This window comes from Bradyrhizobium sp. 33ap4, assembly GCF_032654765.1.
Classification (GTDB): Bacteria; Pseudomonadota; Alphaproteobacteria; order Rhizobiales; family Xanthobacteraceae; genus Bradyrhizobium; species Bradyrhizobium australafricanum.
On the sequence record NZ_JAUMTJ010000078.1, the window covers coordinates 18,294 to 33,300 of the forward strand.

Genomic DNA, 15,007 nt, shown 5'->3' on the forward strand with positions numbered 1-15,007 from the left:
CAGCGTGACTCGCGGAGAGAGCCCCCACCCCAGCCCTCCCACGCAAGCGGGAGAGGGGCGCGCCACCTTGCGATTGCCATTCAATCTAATCTCATCATGCCTTCGGCGACCAAGCTGCGCAGGCCGGCGTCCTGCGGCACAGCTGATCAGAGATCCAGCTGGATCCGGTCCTCGCCGTTGGCCTCCGGCTTCGCCGGCACGGCGCAGCAGATCAGCACCTCGTCATCGGCTACCTCGGCGGCGGGCTGCTTCACATAGGTCACGGCGCCTGCCAGCAATCGCGTTCGGCAGGTTCCGCAATTGCCCTCCCGGCAGCTGAAGGCGGGGCTAAGGCTGCGCGCTTCCGCCAGTTCGAGCAGCGTCCCCGCCTCCGGCGTCCAGCGCGCCTCCTTCAACGAAGTGGTAAAGGCGACCGGGACCGGCGTTGTCGCCGGCGGTCGCCGCGGCGGCGCTGCGGTGACGAGGTCGGGCTTCCGAACCAGCGATGAAGGACCGAATGCTTCGGCGTGAATCCTGCCGTCGGCAATGTTGTAGCCGCGCAGGGCGTCATAGAGCGATTGGGTGAACCGCGGCGGTCCGCACAGATAGAAGTCATAGTCGTTGAACGGCAGGACGCGCGACAACAGCGCCATGTCGATCCGTCCCGCCGCGTCGTAGTCTGTGCCCTGCTCGGCGCCGTCGACATCGCCGAGGACGCGGACGATCCGCACCGCGCCGCCGGCGGCATCCACCAGCTGCTGCAATTCGTCGCCGAACGCGCGGTCCTGTTTCGCATGCGCAGCCTGAAACAGGAATGTCGGCCGGATGCCGCGGGTGCGCAGCCCCTCATAGACCACGTGGCGCAGCATCGCGAGCAGCGGCGTGATGCCGACACCGCCGGCGAGCAGCACCGCGGGCCGCTTCTCGCGCGCATCGATCGTGAAGCCGCCAGCCGGAGCGCGCGCTTCGATGATGTCGCCGACATGGATGGTATCGTGGAGATGCTGCGATACGACACCGTCGCGCTTCACGCTGATCCGGTACATGCCATCCGACGGCGCAACCGACAGCGTGTAGGTGCGGATGACTGGCTTGTCGATACCGGGCAACGAGAGACCGATCGGCAAATGCTGTCCCGCCCGGTGCGGAAGCAACCCCGCGCCGTCGTCCGGCTGCAAATGAAACGAGCGGATCGATCGGCTCTCGTCGACGATCCCAGTGACCTTGAACGGCCGCCACTGCGTCGCGCGCTCGGCGGCGCGGATTCGGTCGGCGGTCTCCCCCCAGTCGCCGGTCATCAGCGAATTCGGCGACCAGCCTTCGGCCCGAAACGCCCAGCGCAGCGGCAGCGCGCCGCGCCGGCGCACCACGCGGCGGGCACGGAAGCTCCACAGCCGCTCGGCACCCTGAAACGCCGCGATCTCCGGCGAGTCCAGCATCACCTCAGCGTCACCGCTCAGCTGCAGCAGGTCGCCGGTTTCGAAATCGACAAACACCAGCCCGGCCTTGCCGTTGACGAGGATGTTGCCGAGCGTGTTGAAGAACAGATTGCCGGCGAAATCGGGAATCGTCAGCGTGCCGTCGTCGGCGACGCGGACGAAGCCCGCCCGGCCGCCGCGATGCGAGACGTCGACCTGACGACGGTCCTCACGCTCGGCATAGGACGCCACGAAGAACGTGTCGGCCGCCCTGATCATGTCGCGCGCGGCCTGATCGAGCGCCGTGCTTGCCTCGATCTCTCCCGTGAACGGTTCGTCCGGCGCGCACACGAAGGCGAAATCGCGCAGCTGGATATACTGCGCGCAATTGCCAAAGCTCTGATCGAGCTCGAAGCTGAGCGCCTTGCCTGATGCCGCGCGCAGCAGCCCGTTCGCACGGTTGCGGCGCCGCGTGTGCAGTTCGATTCCGAGCAGTCCGATCGCATCGCCCGCGCGCATGCCTTCGCTGACGGGATCGCTGGCGTCAGGCCGCGCATCGATCTCGAGGCTGCGCGGCGTCGGCGAGGAGATGAAGCCCGGCCGGCCGGCCAGCAGCGAGGCCCAGGCGTCGCCGCTTCGGTCCACGCTGCCGACGACGATGAAGGGAATCTGCGCGAAGAAATCGCGATGCTGGTCGGGCATGAAGTCGCGCACCACACGCTGGCCGACGGCCTCCATCTTCTCGGCGACACCAACCTGCTGCTGGATCGCCTTTTCGCCGGCATGCCAGGTCGCGAGCTTGCTCTTGGTTCGTCTGTCGCTCATCGTATCGCCCTCCCCTTCGGGGGTTGGACGGGCGCGCCCGACGGCACGCCCGGTCAGCAGGTCACGCGGCCGCCAGACCGACTGGGGTCTTGGCGAAGGCCACGAAGCCCGGCAGCGCCTCGATCCGGCGCAGCCACGCGTTGACGCGCGCATAGGCGGAGAGATCGACATTGCCTTCGGGCGCGCTGGACAGATAGCTGTAGAGCGCAACGTCTGCGATCGTCGGCGCCGCGCCGACCAGCCAGTCGCGCCCGGCGAGATGGGCTTCGAGCCGCTTCAGCAGAACATGCGCCCGCGCGATCACGTCGTCCGGATTGTGCTTCGCGCCGAACACGGTGATGAGCCGCGCCGCAGCGGGCCCAAACGCAAGATCGCCGGCAGCAACCGACAGCCAGCGCTGGACCGCGGCAGCGCCCCTTGCATCCTGCGGCAGCCAATCGGTGCGGCCGAGCTTGGTCGCGAGATAGACCAGGATCGCGTTGGAGTCCGGGATGATTACGCCGTCATCGTCGAGCACCGGCACCTGGCCGAACGGGTTGAGCGCGAGATATTCCGGCCGCTTCTGCGCGGCGGACTTGAGGTCGACGTCGACCAGTTCGTGCGGAATTTCCAGCAGGGACAAAAACAGGCGCGCGCGATGCGCGTGGCCGGAGAGAGCGAAGTGATAGAGCTTCATATGCCGTTCCTGATGTGGTGGACGGGTTCATTCCCGACCGCGACCTCAAGGTGGCCCATTGCAGCGGTCATTATAATTGCCGTCGACGGCACTTCATTATTGCAAAAACTGCAATATCCTTCATGGCCGGGCTTATCCGGGGCATGACGAGGTCCGCGGCGACGCGCACGGTCGCGTGACCTGCGCCAACGCGCCGGCTAGACCTCAACGATCACGTAACTGTCTTCGATGTGCACCGGGAAAGTCTCGGCGACATACGGCCCCTTCTGCAACTCGGCGCCGCTTTCGACCGCGACCGGATAGGAGCGGATCCTGAACCGCTTCGGATCGAACCAGGACTGCCCGTTGCGCATGTCGAATTCCCAGCCGTGCCACGGACAGCGCAGCATCTCGCCGACCCGGTCGCGCTGATAGATGCCGGGCTCCGGCGAGGTCAGGCGCGCGACGCAGGCCGCCTTCTCCAGCGGCGCGCCTTCATGCGGGCAGCGATTGAGCAGCGCGAAGAACTCGCCATTGACATGGAACACGACGATGTCGCGGCCCTCGATGCCGAACACCTTGTTGCCGCCGGCCGGAATCTCACTGGTGCGCGCGACGATGTGACGGGTCATCTGTGTCCTAGAATTTGTAAACCGCGCGGGCGTTGGCATTGAAGATCTTGCGACGCTCGGCGTCCGTCATCGGCGTCTTGAAGGCGTAGCGCGCGTCGTCATAGTCCCAATGCGGATAGTCCGACGAGAACAACAGCCGGTCGATGCCGGCCCATTCGATCAGCTGCCGCAGGTGCCTGGCTTCATCCGGTTCGTCGATCGGCTGGGTCGTGAACCAGAAATGCTCCTTCACATATTCGCTCGGTCGGCGCTTCAGATGCGGCACCTCGCTGCGGAAGCGTTCGAAGTGCTGATCCATCCGCCACATCGTCGCGGGGATCCAGCCGAAGCCGCCCTCGATGAACACGATCTTCAGTTTCGGGAAGCGCTCCGGAACGCCTTCCAGCACCAGGCTGGTGAGGTTCGACGCCACCGTGTGCGCGTTCGACTGGTGCTCCTCGCAATAATAGGACGGCCAGCCGCCGCCGGTCGGCGCATGGCCGCCATAGCCGCCGACATGGATGCCGAGCGGCAGGTCGAGCTCCTGCGCGCGTTCATAGATCGGCCAGTAGCGGCGGCGGCCGAGCGGCTCATTGGCGCGCGGCGAGACGTTGATCTGGATGTATTCGCCTGATTTGGCACAGCGCTCGATCTCGGCGAGGCCGAGGTCGGAGCCGTCCTGCCCGACCAGGATCGAGGCCTTCAGGCGGGGATCGCGATGCGCCCAGAACGCCAGTTGCCAGTCGTTGATGGCGCGCTGGATCGCGGCGCCGAATTCCAGATTCTGCTGCGAGAAGATGAAGAGATCGAGCACCTGCAGGATCCCGAACTCGACGTCGAAGGGATCGAGATGCTGCTTGCGCATGAAATCGAGGTCGGAGCCGGGCACGCCGCCGGTCGGCGGCCAGGCATCGCGCCGCGCGATCAGCGGCGAGGAGCGCGGATACGGCGTGGTGCCGATATAGGGCGTGCGCAGATGACTGCCATATTCCTTCAGATGCTGCTGCCAGCGTTTCGGCAGGAACTCGTTGAGGTCGCTGTGCGCGTGAAGGCTCGGATGGATGTCGCAGTCGATGATCTTCAGCCGCGTCGCCGCGGTCTTCTCCTGGTCGAGCATCGGGCGGTCGATGACGTCACTCATGCGATCCTCCTTCTTGTTTTGCGCATGATCTTGTCGGAAAACCGGCTCCCACTTTTCCGGATCATGCGCGCGAATTACGAATTCAGCTTCAACCGCGGGAACGTTTCAATCGGGTTGTCTTCGCACATCCGCTGGACGAGGCTTTTCGGCAGATGCGGCGGGATCGGATCGTCGCCGTCGAACTGCCAGTGCGGATAGTCGGATGCGAACAGGAACATCTTGTCGGAGCCAATCTGATCGATGATGTCGGCGACACCTGTTGCGTCCAGCGGCGCGTCGAACGGCTGCATGGTGACGCGGAAATGGTCGCGGATGATCGCGGCGGGCTCGCGCTCCACCCACGGCACCTCGACGCGCACGCCGCGCCAGGTCTTGTTGGCGCGCCACATGAACGCCGGCAGCCAGCTGACGCCCGACTCCATCAGCACGACGGTCAATCCGGGATACTTCCCGAACACGCCCTCATAGATCAGGCTCAACGTCTGCGCCTGAAACGCCTGCGCCTCGGCGAGATAATATTCGTAGCGGTAGGACGGCCAGCCGATCGAGCTCGGCGCGCCCCGGTAGGCACTGCCGGCGTGGATCGCGATCGGAAGCTTGTATTTCTCCGCGGCCTGATAGATCGGCCAGTAATGCCGCCGGCCGAGCAGCGTCTCGCCCTGCGAGGGCACCAGCACCGAAACGAAGCGATTGTCGCCGGCCCTGCGCTCGATCTCCTCGACCGCAAGGTCGGGCGCCTGGATCGGCACCACGATCGAGGCGCGCAGCCGCGTGTCCCTGGCAAGCCATTCGGCCGCGATCCAGTCGTTGATCGCCCTGCAGAAGTCCGCGGCCATGTAGGAATCGAACACCGCCTGCGCGCCATAGACGACGTTGCAGATCGCGTGGCTGGCGCCGAGCTGGTCGAATGCGCCGCGCTGCACCATGGCAAGATCGCTGCCGGGCTTGCTGCCGTCGGCCGGCCGCCAGTCGGCGCGGCCGGATAGCGGCATCGACGGCGGATAGGAATTGAGGTCGAGCCCGTCGATGGCACGGCTGACGACCTGTTCCTTCCAGTGATCGCTCAGATAGGGCAGCAGCGTGGTGCGCGTTCCCCCCACCGCGGGATGGATGTCGCAGTCGATACGCGTGGCCGCCATGGCGTTCCCCGGATTGATCTTCTTGTCGTCGTTGTTGGCGGCATCGCTGCCACGGATCGGACTGTGACGCCGATGGCGCGATCGTGCAAGCGGGTCCACGCGGGGCCGCCCTGCCCTGTGCGCATCGCGCCTCACGCGAAGTTGCGGGATCGCGTGTGAACGGCGTCACCCCTTGAAGTCACGCGACATGCTAGCGATTCCGCGCCGCGGAAAGCGCGGGCACCGGGAGACGGGAATGGGACTGGGCCGACTGACGATCCTCGCATGTTCATTGTCACTGGCCTCGTCGGCCACATGGGCTGCGCCTGCGACCAGCTCGGGCTCGGTCGCGCTGGCGCTCGCCGGCGTGGTGGCGCCCTACTCGCCGCTGCCGGCCAAGGAGAAGAAGGCGGTCGCCGCATTCTTCAACGGCGACAGCAATGTCTCCTATACCAGCAAGATCATCGTCACCGCCGACAAGGTGGTCTGCCGCGCCAGCAATGTCGACATCACCTCGCGTTCCTGCGCGCTGACCTTCGGCGGCAACACCCACACCGTGAAGGGCAGCGAAGCCAATGCAATGTTCGCGACCGTGGCGCTGGCCGGCGTGCCGCCCGACGGCGCCGCGGGCACGATCTACGAGGCGCTGTCGAAACTGTCCTGCACGCTGGATCCGAAGGTGATCAAGGACAAGGCCGGCGGCGGCGCCGACTGCAGCTTCGAGCCGGGAAACTAGTGCTACGAGACGAGGTCGAATAGCGACTGCGCCGGCGCTGCACTCCCTCTCCTTCTTCTTACGGGGCCCGCACGCCGGGCGAGGTGACACCGAATCGAGTGTTCGGCAAAAGCCTGCACTCACTCTCCTGCACGGTGACGCCCAGCCTCGCCGCGACACGGCGCGCGGTTTCCTCCCGCTGCTCCGTGATCGCGCGCACGGCCTGGCGCGACTGCTGCAGGATTTCGGGTGGCGCGGTCTCCGGCGTGCCGCTGTCGAACGGCGGCTCCGGCGCATACACCATATAGAGCTGGATCGCGCGCGCGGCATCGTCGCCGCGCAGTTCAGCCGCGAGCCGCAATGCGCCATCGATGCCTGCCGTGACTCCGGCGGCAAAGACGAAGCTTCCGTCCACCACCACGCGTTGGTTCACGGGCGTAGCGCCGAACAACGGCAGCAGATGAAACGACGCCCAATGCGTCGTCGCCCTGCGCCCCTTCAGCAGGCCGGCCGCTCCGCAGATCAGCGCGCCCGTGCAGACCGAGAAGATGCGGCACGCCCCCGCCGCCTGCCGGTTGATCCAGCCGAGCACCTCCGTGTCCTCCATCAGGGCTTGCTGACCGAAGCCGCCCGGCACATGCAGCACGTCGAGCGGCGGCGCATCGGCCAGCGTCGCATCCGGTGTCAGCCGCAATCCCTTGATGTCGCGGACCGGCTCGGCGGTCTTGCCGTAGATGCGGTAGGTCGAATTCGGAATCCGCGACAGCACCTCGAACGGCCCGGTCAAATCGATTTGGTCGACGCCTTCGAACAGCAGCGAACCGATCCGCAGATGAACATCGTGAGCGATCATCGAACTTCCCTCGAACTTTCCTTGCGCTATGGACAAAGCGAATCTAGCGCGGCAGGTTTCGGCGATGACGCCAACCAGCCCACGTTTTTCGCCAAACCGCCGCCGCTCGATCGAAGTGCTGGCCTATCCGGCCGTGCAGTTGCTTGACGTCACCGGGCCATTGCAGGTGTTCGCGTCCGCCAATGCGCTGGCGGCCAAGGCAGGCAACGCCGAGCCATATGAAGTCCGCGTCGTTGCAAAGGATGGCTCACACGTCGAGTCGTCCGCCGGCGTCGGGCTCGCGGTGCATCCGCTGCCCGCGATCGGCAGCCCGGTCGACACGCTGGTGATTCCGGGCGGCGACGGCGTCAACGCCGCGGCGGCCGATGCCGTCCTGGTGGACTGGGTGCGCGAACGCGCCGGGCAGGCGCGCCGCACCGCATCGGTCTGCACCGGCGCGTTCCTGCTCGCCGCATCGGGCGTGCTCGATGGCCGGCGTGCCGCGACCCATTGGGGATTTTGCGCAGAGCTCGCCGAGCGTTTTCCCGATGTCCGCGTCGAGCCCGATCCGATCTTCGTGCGCGACGGTTCGTTCTGGACGTCGGCCGGCGTCACCTCCGGCATCGATCTGGCGCTGGCGCTGCTGGAGGAGGATCTCGGCCGCACGGCGGCGCTTGCCGTCGCCCGCTATCTCGTCGTGTTTTTCAAACGGCCGGGCGGACAGGCGCAATTCAGCGAAATCCTGTCGCTGCAAGCCACCGACGACAGGTTCAGCGCGCTGCACGACTGGATCAGCAACCATCTGGCCGGCGACCTCTCGCTGTCGACGCTGGCGAAACAGGCCGGCATGAGCGAGCGCAGCTTCAGCCGCCATTACGCCGAAGCGACCGGCTTGACGCCGGCACGCGCAATCGAGCGGCTCCGGGTCGAGGGCGCGCGGCATCTGCTCTCGGAAACGCGCCTGCCGATCAAGCGCATCTCACAGCGCTGCGGCTTCGGGTCGGAGGAAACGATGCGGCGCAGCTTCCTGCGCCTGCTGTCGACCACGCCGCAGGACTATCGCGCCAGGTTTGCGCTCTGACGCGCACGGCCGGCCGCGCGGTCGACGTGCAATGATTGACGCCAGGCGAGACCGTCTAAGCCGTTCCAGGCATATTCCTGCAACGCCGCCTCCAGCGGCGGATTGGTGACGCTGCCGGTGTAGTTGGTGATGGTCGACGCCGCCACGATGGTGATCACCTCAAGCACGAGATCCTTGTAGAACCCGGCTGCCAGGAATCGTTCGATCTCCTCGTCGTCGAGCCGCCCACGCTTTTCGATCAGCGACCGCGCCAGCGTCGAGAGCGCGCCGAGCGTCTTGTCGGCAGGCGAGCGGCCGGCACGCATCGCGTCGACATCGGCCGGATCGAGCCCAGCCTGCAAGCCGAGCGCGGAATGCAGCGCGACCGCCCAGGCGCAGCCATTGGTCACCGCGTCGGTGAGCAGCACGGTCTGGATCTGCTGCTCGGTGAAGCTGCCGCCGTGAACCTTGTCGAAGATGCCGAGGAAGCTCTGGATCAGCACGGGCGACGTCGCCATCGCCGCCGCAAGGTTCGGGATCATGCCAAACCGCGCCTCGACCTGGCGCAAAGTAGGCCTCGAGGCTTCGGGGGCAGACTCGAGCGTATGGACAGGAAAACGCGCCATCGGAAATGCCTTTCGCGGTGTTGATTGAACCCGAGTCCTCCGGACGCAGCTGAGCTGTTGCGATCCGCGCGCGGGCAACCGGATTCGATGGAAGCTATCTAGACCCGCCCTGACGCGCGCGTTCGCCAAACTCCCCACGTTCCGCGCCACTGGGGGCAGCGGCGACGTTGGGCTACGTCGCGCAGACTCCACTAGTCGCCGGCACGGTCCTTCACCCGTCGCGTCACGATCCCGAGCAGACGGCCAAGCGTGCCGGCGGCGGGGCCCTTCTTGCGCGCCAGCGCGAGCGGCGCGACGAGGCCGGTGGCGCGGTCGAGGCGGAGATAGGACACGCCGGCGGTCTCGAGCCGCGCCATCGATTCCGGCACGATCGAAATGCCGAGGCCCGCTGCGACCAGGCTCAGCGTCGACACCATCCGCGTCGCCTCCTGCGCCACCTTCGGGCTGAAGCCCGCGGCGCGGCAGGCGGCGATGATGCTGTCATAGAGGCCGGGCCCGGTCGGACGGCGGTAGAGGATCAGCGGCTCTTCGGCGAGCGAGGCCAGCGAAATCCGCCGGCGGGTGTCCTTGCGGGCGCGCGGATGATGGTCCGGCAATGCGACCACCATCTCCTCGTCGAGCAGACGCGTGATCGTTCTCCAGCCGCTCGCCTGGCGCACGCACGAATGCGGCATCGAGCCGATCGGCCTCGACGGCTGCGATCAGCTCGCCGGTCGAGGCCTCCTCGAGCGACAGCGTGATCGCCGGCGCGCGCTCGCGCATTTCGCGCATCACGCCGGTGACGAAAGGATGGAAGGCGGCCGAAGAGGTGAAGCCGATCGCAAGCTGCCCCTCCTGGCCGCGGCTCGCGCGGCGCGCGGCCTCCACCGCGAGGTCGGCGTCGCGTAGGATCGCGCGCGCCTTGCCGACGAAGGCACGGCCGGCCGCGGTCAGCTCGACCCCGCGCGGCTGCCGGCGAAACAGCGGCGCGCCGATCGCGGCTTCCAGCGCGCGGATCTGCTGGCTCAGCGGCGGCTGCTGGATGCCGAGCCGCGCGGCGGCGCGGGTGATATGGCCTTCCTCGGCGACCGCGACGGCATAGCGGAGATGGCGCAGTTCGATCATCGGGCGATCCATATGCAACAGATATGCGAATTCCCGTATCCATATATTGGAAATTTGTCACGCGGCCAACTAGAGTCGGCTCAAGAACAAATCGAACCGGAGCCGCCCCGCCGATGGACGCCATCCCCGCCGCGCAAACCACTAAGCATCACGCACCTGACGTCGGCGAGTTGTTCACGGGCTTCTTCATCCTCGGACTGACCGGCTTCGGCGGCGTGCTGCCGCTGGCGCGCCACATGATGGTGGAGAAGCGCGGCTGGCTCACCGGCGCGGAGTTCACCGACCTGCTCGGGCTGTGCCAGTTCCTGCCCGGAGGCAACATCATCAACATGTCGGTCGCGGTCGGGCTGAAGTTTCGCGGCATTCCCGGCGCGTTCGCAGCGATCCTCGGCCTGATAGCGGTGCCGACCGCGGTCGTGATCGGCCTTGGTGTGATCTATGGCCGCTTCGCCGACGACCCGGTCGTCCGTCATCTATTCGGTGGCCTCGCCGCCGCGGCGGCCGGGCTCCTGATTTCCACGGCGATCAAGATCGCCTGGCCGCTGCGGCGCGATGTGCTCGGCCTCTTCATCGGCGCGCTGTGCGTGCTGGCGATCGCCGTGTTCCGCTTGCCGCTGCTGCCGACCCTGCTGACGCTCGCGCCGCTCAGCATTGTTCTCCGGTCGAGGCAGGCGTCATGAGCGCAACCCTCGTCACGCTCGCGCTGATCTTCGCCGAGCTGTCGTTGCTCGCCTTCGGCGGCGGCAACACCATCCTGCCGGAGATGCAGCGTCAGGTGGTCGACGTCCATCACTGGATGACGGCGCAGGAATTCGGCGCGCTGTTCGCGCTGGCGCAGGCAGCACCCGGGCCGAACATGATGGTGGTGCCGCTGGTCGGCTGGCATGTCGCGGGCTTCTCCGGCGTGCTGGTGACATCGCTCGCCAAGTTCGGGCCGTCGTCGCTGGTGACAGGCTTCGCGCTGCGGCTCTGGGAACGCTTCAAGGACCGGCCCTGGCGCCGCACCGTGCAGGCGGGGCTGGTTCCGGTCACCGCCGGGCTCGTCACGGCCAGCGCCATCGTCATCACCCACGCATCGGCCTCGAGCTGGGGCACCATCCTGATCGCGGCCGGCGTCGCGATCGCCACCACCACGACGCGCATCCATCCGCTTGTCGCGCTCGCCGCCGGCGCGGTGCTCGGCCTGTCCGGCATCGGACAGCCCTGACGCTCTGCTTGCGGCGATGGCGTCTCGTTCCACGCGGCGATGTGCGCGCTTTCGCCGCAATGGATGCGACGTCGCCAGCGGCTATGTTGATAATGCCATGATCGACACGCTCCGCATCGACACCCGTATTGCGCGCCGCGAATTGCGCGCCGGACGTCTGCACGCAGGCAATTAGCCGGCCGGCGATCGCGCGCCGTCCGGATTCCTCTACGTCACCAAATCATTTCAGTCCGTCGCGTCGCGAGATGTCCGCGCGCCGGCGCTCGTGCGCCTCCGATCAACCGCAAAGATCAACCCACATGACCCGAACCATTCAGAACAGCTTTACCGCCCCGGCATTGCCGCCGATCGTGATCACCGCGAGCGAGGCGCATCGCCTCAGTGCGCTGGCCGATTCCAGCATGGCGGTGTTTCCCCGCGTCGCCCAGTTCCTCGCACGCGAGACGGACCGCGCCCAGCTGGTCGCCGACGATGCCGATCTGCATGACGTGGTCCGCATGGGCTCGCTTGTGCGCTACCGCGACGACGAGACCGGCGACGTCAGGGAGGTCGTGCTCGTCTATCCGCACGAAGCCGACATCGCGCTGCGGCGCATCTCGGTGCTGACGCCGGTCGGTGCCGCGCTGATCGGATTGTCGGTTGGCCAGACGATCGATTTTCAGACGCCGAGCCAGCAGACGCGTTCGGTGACGATCCTTGCCGTGACACATGAGGGCTAGCGGCTTTACGCCGCCTGATGACACTGTCCCATCTCGATCCCGTGCCGGCGCCCGCGCGCGATGCCCTCGGCGATCGCCTTCACGACGATCTCGGCGTCTTCGGGGGAGAGGTGATCGAGCGGCTGCCAGGCGCGCATGATGTCGCGTGCGCGATCGAGGTCGCCGTAGATTGCAAGGAGAGGAAGCGATTTGCTCGGCATGTCCGTTGCTCCCAACCGCAGCTGAGCGAGTCTACCTCATCTGGACAGGTCGAGCCATGCGTCCGGCAACCGCGATTGCGTGCATTGCAGATCGCCGATGCATGGCGAGGGCGTTCCTGCCCCCGCCGTCAACGCATTCGGTTACTCCGCGCCGGAGCCGCCCTGCACGATCTTCTCGTTCAGCTTCTGATCGACGGTCTCGACCGTGCGGTCGATCTCGGCGCTCGGCGTGCCGAGCTGATGCGAGATCAGCTTCACCAGCAGGTCGACGCGTTCTATGAAGGGCGCCCCGGCGGCGACCGCGCGGGCCGCCGATGACGGCTTGAGCAGGCTTTCCGCGGCCTTGGCGTATTTCGCGAACGGCACCTGATCCGCGGGATCGGCGCCGAGCTTGCGCGCGATGGCGTCGACATGATCATAGATCGCCTGCGAGCGCGTCAGGTCGCTGTGCACGGCATCGCGGATCGATTGCGGCTCCGTCGGCGTGATGCAGCGATAGTTGCCGGTCAGCAGCATCGACCACTTCGCCAGCGGCACGAACAGCGAATCGAACACCTTCAGCTTCACCGGAACGTCCTGGCCGTCGAGCGTCACCGCGTCGATGTCGGCTTCGAGCTCGCGCAGCACCTTGTTGTGCTTGTCGTCGGCGAAGGCGGAGGCCTTGAAGTTGGTCGGCAGGCCGACATGCAGCACATTGGCCTTCTCCTCCGGCGGACGGAAGGCCTGCGGATCGGGCGAGCACAGCGTGACGAGGCCCGGCTCGAAGCGCTCCCACACCTGCGCGTTGGTGTAGGCCTCCTCGAGGTCCATGCCGGCGAGTGCGGGGATCCGCTTCAGATACGGCAACGGCGGCATGTTCATGATCGACAGGCAGGGCAGCTTCGCCGCCGCGATCTTGATCATCAGCACGCGAACCGTGTGGTTGGTGTATTGCGGCTCCTGCATCGCAAGGCCGACCATGTCGTAGCGCGACACGTCGACATCGGCGGGCGTGACGGCATCGAGCTTGCCCGGCAGATCGCGCGAGAAGATCGAGCGGTGCTCCTTCTCGTCGCGCAGCTTGATCCGCACCTCGGTGCCTTCGCGGTTGATCAGGTCGGCGGTGTTCTTCCGGCACACCAGGGAGACGTTGTGACCCGCCATCAGCAGCTTGGTCCCCAGCAGGGAGCCGTAGGAAGCTCCCAAAATCAGAATGTTGCGCGCCATGCTCTCTCCAATAGCCCTTCTCGCGAAAGGCTTGCTCTCCAAAATCCTGTCCGAAGCTGCTGCCGAACCGATGCCCGGTCGATATTGGTCGTCCCGCATCCACGGGCCGACGGTCGCCAAATCACCAGACAATCAAGACCCGCTGGTGTATGGTATGCCACCGTCTATCGCAGATCGACAAGCGGCTGCCAAGGGGATTATCTCGCGTGCGGACTTTCGTTCCGCGGTCAAGAAGGGCATTCGAGCTTGCAAGTCGCCGCCGACCCGACGGATCGGGCTGAAGAAATCCTCGTCTCAGCTTCCCGGCTGTTTGCCCGCCACTCCTATGCCAACGTGACGATGGAGCAGGTCGCAGCATCGGTGCAGGCCGTGCCGGGCGCGCTGTATCACTATTTCCGCGACAAGGAAGATCTGATCTTCCACTGCTATCTGCGCGGCCTTGCGATCTATCGCCACGAGATCGAGGCGGCCGCCGAGCCCGGCATCGACGGGCTCGAGATCATCAGGCGCTTCGTGCGCGGCAGGCTGAGGCCCGAAGGCCAGCGCATGATCCTGTTCAGCGATATCGATGCGCTGGCGGCGCCCTACAGCAGCGAGGTCCATGCCAAGCGCTGGCAGAACGCCGCGCTGCTGGCGGACATCCTCGATCGGGGCGTGGCGGACGGCTCGATCGCCTGCGACGAGCCGCTGCTCACGGCGGTGGCGCTGATCTCCATCCTGGACTGGGTTCCGTTCTGGCTGTCCGAACGCGACTACTACACGCGGCAACAGGCGATCGATGCCATCGACGACATCATCACGCATGGCGTCTACCGGCGCGAGATCGCGCTCCCCAAAATGCCCGAGCCGCTCAGCCTCGCCCCTTTTCTCGAGGCTCGCGCAGCGTTGAACAAGCGGGCCGCCAAGTTCGACAGGATGCTGTCGATCGCCTCCGACAGCTTCAACCGAAGGGGCGCCTCGGGCACGTCGCTCGAGAGCATCGCAGCCGATGCGGGCATGACCCGCGCCGGCATCTACTATCATTTCAGTGAAAAGGAGAGCCTGTTGCTGGCCTGCCTGCGACGCGGGCTCGCCGGCGAGGTCAGCGTTCGCGAGCATCTGCAAGAGCACAGCCTTGGAGCATTCGATCACATCGTGCAGCGAATTCGCCTGCTGCTGATGCTGCACGACACGCCCTGCGGCCCAAAGACGACCTACCACAACATCAACTATCTCAACGACGCAGACCGAAAAGCCTATGTCGGAGACGTGCTGGCGACGATCCGGCAAGACCAGAACAGCTATCAGCGCTGGGTCGACGAGGGCCGTTTCCGCCGCATCGATACCTATTTCGCGGAGCGCATTCTCACCGGAATGGGCCACTGGTATCCGATCTGGTTCAAGACCAGGCGTGACTGGTCTCCAGCCGAGATCGCCGATCATTTCGCGCGGCTATTCCTCGCGGGCCTCAAGCCGCGCCGACATCCAGGCTAGATCCGCCACGGTAGCGATCCCGGTTTCCCCTTCCCCCTGAAAGGCAGGGGTGTCCGGGGAAATTCAGGCATAGTGGAGCTCCATCTGGTCAGGTGAGATGGTTGATTTCCGACGGCTG

At 66.1% G+C, this 15,007-nt stretch carries 17 protein-coding genes; 6 read left to right on the forward strand and 11 right to left on the reverse strand.

The features are described 5' to 3' along the window. Positions 1-146: 146 nt before the first annotated feature. From Q2M23_RS38485 to Q2M23_RS38505, 5 genes are all read right to left on the reverse strand, one after another. The gene (locus Q2M23_RS38485; RefSeq protein WP_316398833.1) at positions 147-2,222 is read right to left on the reverse strand and encodes a pyridoxamine 5'-phosphate oxidase family protein; all 2,076 of its coding nucleotides are present in this window, start codon (positions 2,220-2,222) and stop codon (positions 147-149) included. Between the two features lie 61 nt (positions 2,223-2,283). After that, positions 2,284-2,898, reverse strand: a complete 615-nt coding sequence (locus Q2M23_RS38490; protein WP_229192412.1) for a glutathione S-transferase family protein — start codon at positions 2,896-2,898, stop codon at positions 2,284-2,286. A 197-nt stretch (positions 2,899-3,095) separates the two neighbouring features. Continuing rightward, positions 3,096-3,509, reverse strand: a complete 414-nt coding sequence (locus Q2M23_RS38495; protein ID WP_057017901.1) for a Rieske (2Fe-2S) protein — start codon at positions 3,507-3,509, stop codon at positions 3,096-3,098. 7 nt (positions 3,510-3,516) lie between these two features. Continuing rightward, the gene (locus Q2M23_RS38500) at positions 3,517-4,629 is read right to left on the reverse strand and encodes an amidohydrolase family protein (protein WP_316398834.1); all 1,113 of its coding nucleotides are present in this window, start codon (positions 4,627-4,629) and stop codon (positions 3,517-3,519) included. A 74-nt stretch (positions 4,630-4,703) separates the two neighbouring features. Beyond that, positions 4,704-5,768, reverse strand: coding sequence for an amidohydrolase family protein (locus tag Q2M23_RS38505; protein WP_316398841.1), 1,065 nt, complete (start codon positions 5,766-5,768; stop codon positions 4,704-4,706). 235 nt (positions 5,769-6,003) lie between these two features. Between Q2M23_RS38505 and Q2M23_RS38510 the strand changes: the two genes are divergently transcribed. Next, a complete protein-coding gene (locus tag Q2M23_RS38510) occupies positions 6,004-6,483 on the forward strand; it encodes a hypothetical protein (RefSeq protein WP_316398835.1) in 480 nt (159 codons plus the stop codon). A gap of 58 nt (positions 6,484-6,541) precedes the next feature. Here the strand turns inward: Q2M23_RS38510 and Q2M23_RS38515 are convergent, their stop codons facing one another. After that, a complete protein-coding gene (locus Q2M23_RS38515) occupies positions 6,542-7,315 on the reverse strand; it encodes a DJ-1/PfpI family protein (RefSeq protein WP_316398836.1) in 774 nt (257 codons plus the stop codon). Between the two features lie 64 nt (positions 7,316-7,379). Between Q2M23_RS38515 and Q2M23_RS38520 the strand changes: the two genes are divergently transcribed. Further along, positions 7,380-8,375 carry a GlxA family transcriptional regulator gene (locus Q2M23_RS38520; protein WP_229192419.1) on the forward strand — a complete coding sequence of 332 codons (996 nt, stop codon included), beginning with the start codon at positions 7,380-7,382 and terminating at the stop codon, positions 8,373-8,375. Here Q2M23_RS38520 and Q2M23_RS38525 read toward each other — a convergent pair. The 3 genes from Q2M23_RS38525 to Q2M23_RS38535 all read right to left on the reverse strand — a co-directional run bounded on the left by Q2M23_RS38525 (position 8,351) and on the right by Q2M23_RS38535 (position 10,084). Continuing rightward, positions 8,351-8,980: a carboxymuconolactone decarboxylase family protein gene (locus tag Q2M23_RS38525; protein ID WP_316398837.1), complete on the reverse strand. Its 630-nt coding sequence runs from the start codon at positions 8,978-8,980 to the stop codon at positions 8,351-8,353. The genes Q2M23_RS38520 and Q2M23_RS38525 overlap by 25 nt on opposite strands. A gap of 191 nt (positions 8,981-9,171) precedes the next feature. Next, the gene (locus Q2M23_RS38530; protein WP_316398838.1) at positions 9,172-9,576 is read right to left on the reverse strand and encodes a LysR substrate-binding domain-containing protein; all 405 of its coding nucleotides are present in this window, start codon (positions 9,574-9,576) and stop codon (positions 9,172-9,174) included. Next, positions 9,461-10,084: a LysR family transcriptional regulator gene (locus Q2M23_RS38535; protein ID WP_316398839.1), complete on the reverse strand. Its 624-nt coding sequence runs from the start codon at positions 10,082-10,084 to the stop codon at positions 9,461-9,463. The genes Q2M23_RS38530 and Q2M23_RS38535 overlap by 116 nt, the downstream gene beginning before the upstream one ends. Before the next feature lie 113 nt (positions 10,085-10,197). Between Q2M23_RS38535 and Q2M23_RS38540 the strand changes: the two genes are divergently transcribed. The 3 genes from Q2M23_RS38540 (at position 10,198) to rnk (ending at position 12,010) form a co-directional block, all read left to right on the forward strand. Next, positions 10,198-10,764 carry a chromate transporter gene (locus Q2M23_RS38540; protein ID WP_076827649.1) on the forward strand — a complete coding sequence of 189 codons (567 nt, stop codon included), beginning with the start codon at positions 10,198-10,200 and terminating at the stop codon, positions 10,762-10,764. Beyond that, positions 10,761-11,291, forward strand: coding sequence for a chromate transporter (locus Q2M23_RS38545; RefSeq protein WP_057017908.1), 531 nt, complete (start codon positions 10,761-10,763; stop codon positions 11,289-11,291). Before Q2M23_RS38540 ends, Q2M23_RS38545 begins: the two co-directional genes overlap by 4 nt. Before the next feature lie 299 nt (positions 11,292-11,590). Then, on the forward strand, positions 11,591-12,010 hold the full coding sequence (rnk, locus tag Q2M23_RS38550) for a nucleoside diphosphate kinase regulator (protein ID WP_283064740.1): 420 nt from the start codon (positions 11,591-11,593) through the stop codon (positions 12,008-12,010). A 5-nt stretch (positions 12,011-12,015) separates the two neighbouring features. Here the strand turns inward: rnk and Q2M23_RS38555 are convergent, their stop codons facing one another. Then, on the reverse strand, positions 12,016-12,210 hold the full coding sequence (locus Q2M23_RS38555; RefSeq protein WP_076827654.1) for a hypothetical protein: 195 nt from the start codon (positions 12,208-12,210) through the stop codon (positions 12,016-12,018). A gap of 141 nt (positions 12,211-12,351) precedes the next feature. Continuing rightward, positions 12,352-13,416: a ketopantoate reductase family protein gene (locus tag Q2M23_RS38560; protein WP_253604417.1), complete on the reverse strand. Its 1,065-nt coding sequence runs from the start codon at positions 13,414-13,416 to the stop codon at positions 12,352-12,354. A gap of 246 nt (positions 13,417-13,662) precedes the next feature. On the opposite strand from Q2M23_RS38560, the gene Q2M23_RS38565 reads away from it, so the two are divergent. Continuing rightward, the gene (locus tag Q2M23_RS38565) at positions 13,663-14,889 is read left to right on the forward strand and encodes a TetR/AcrR family transcriptional regulator (RefSeq protein WP_316398840.1); all 1,227 of its coding nucleotides are present in this window, start codon (positions 13,663-13,665) and stop codon (positions 14,887-14,889) included. Positions 14,890-15,007 lie beyond the last annotated feature (118 nt).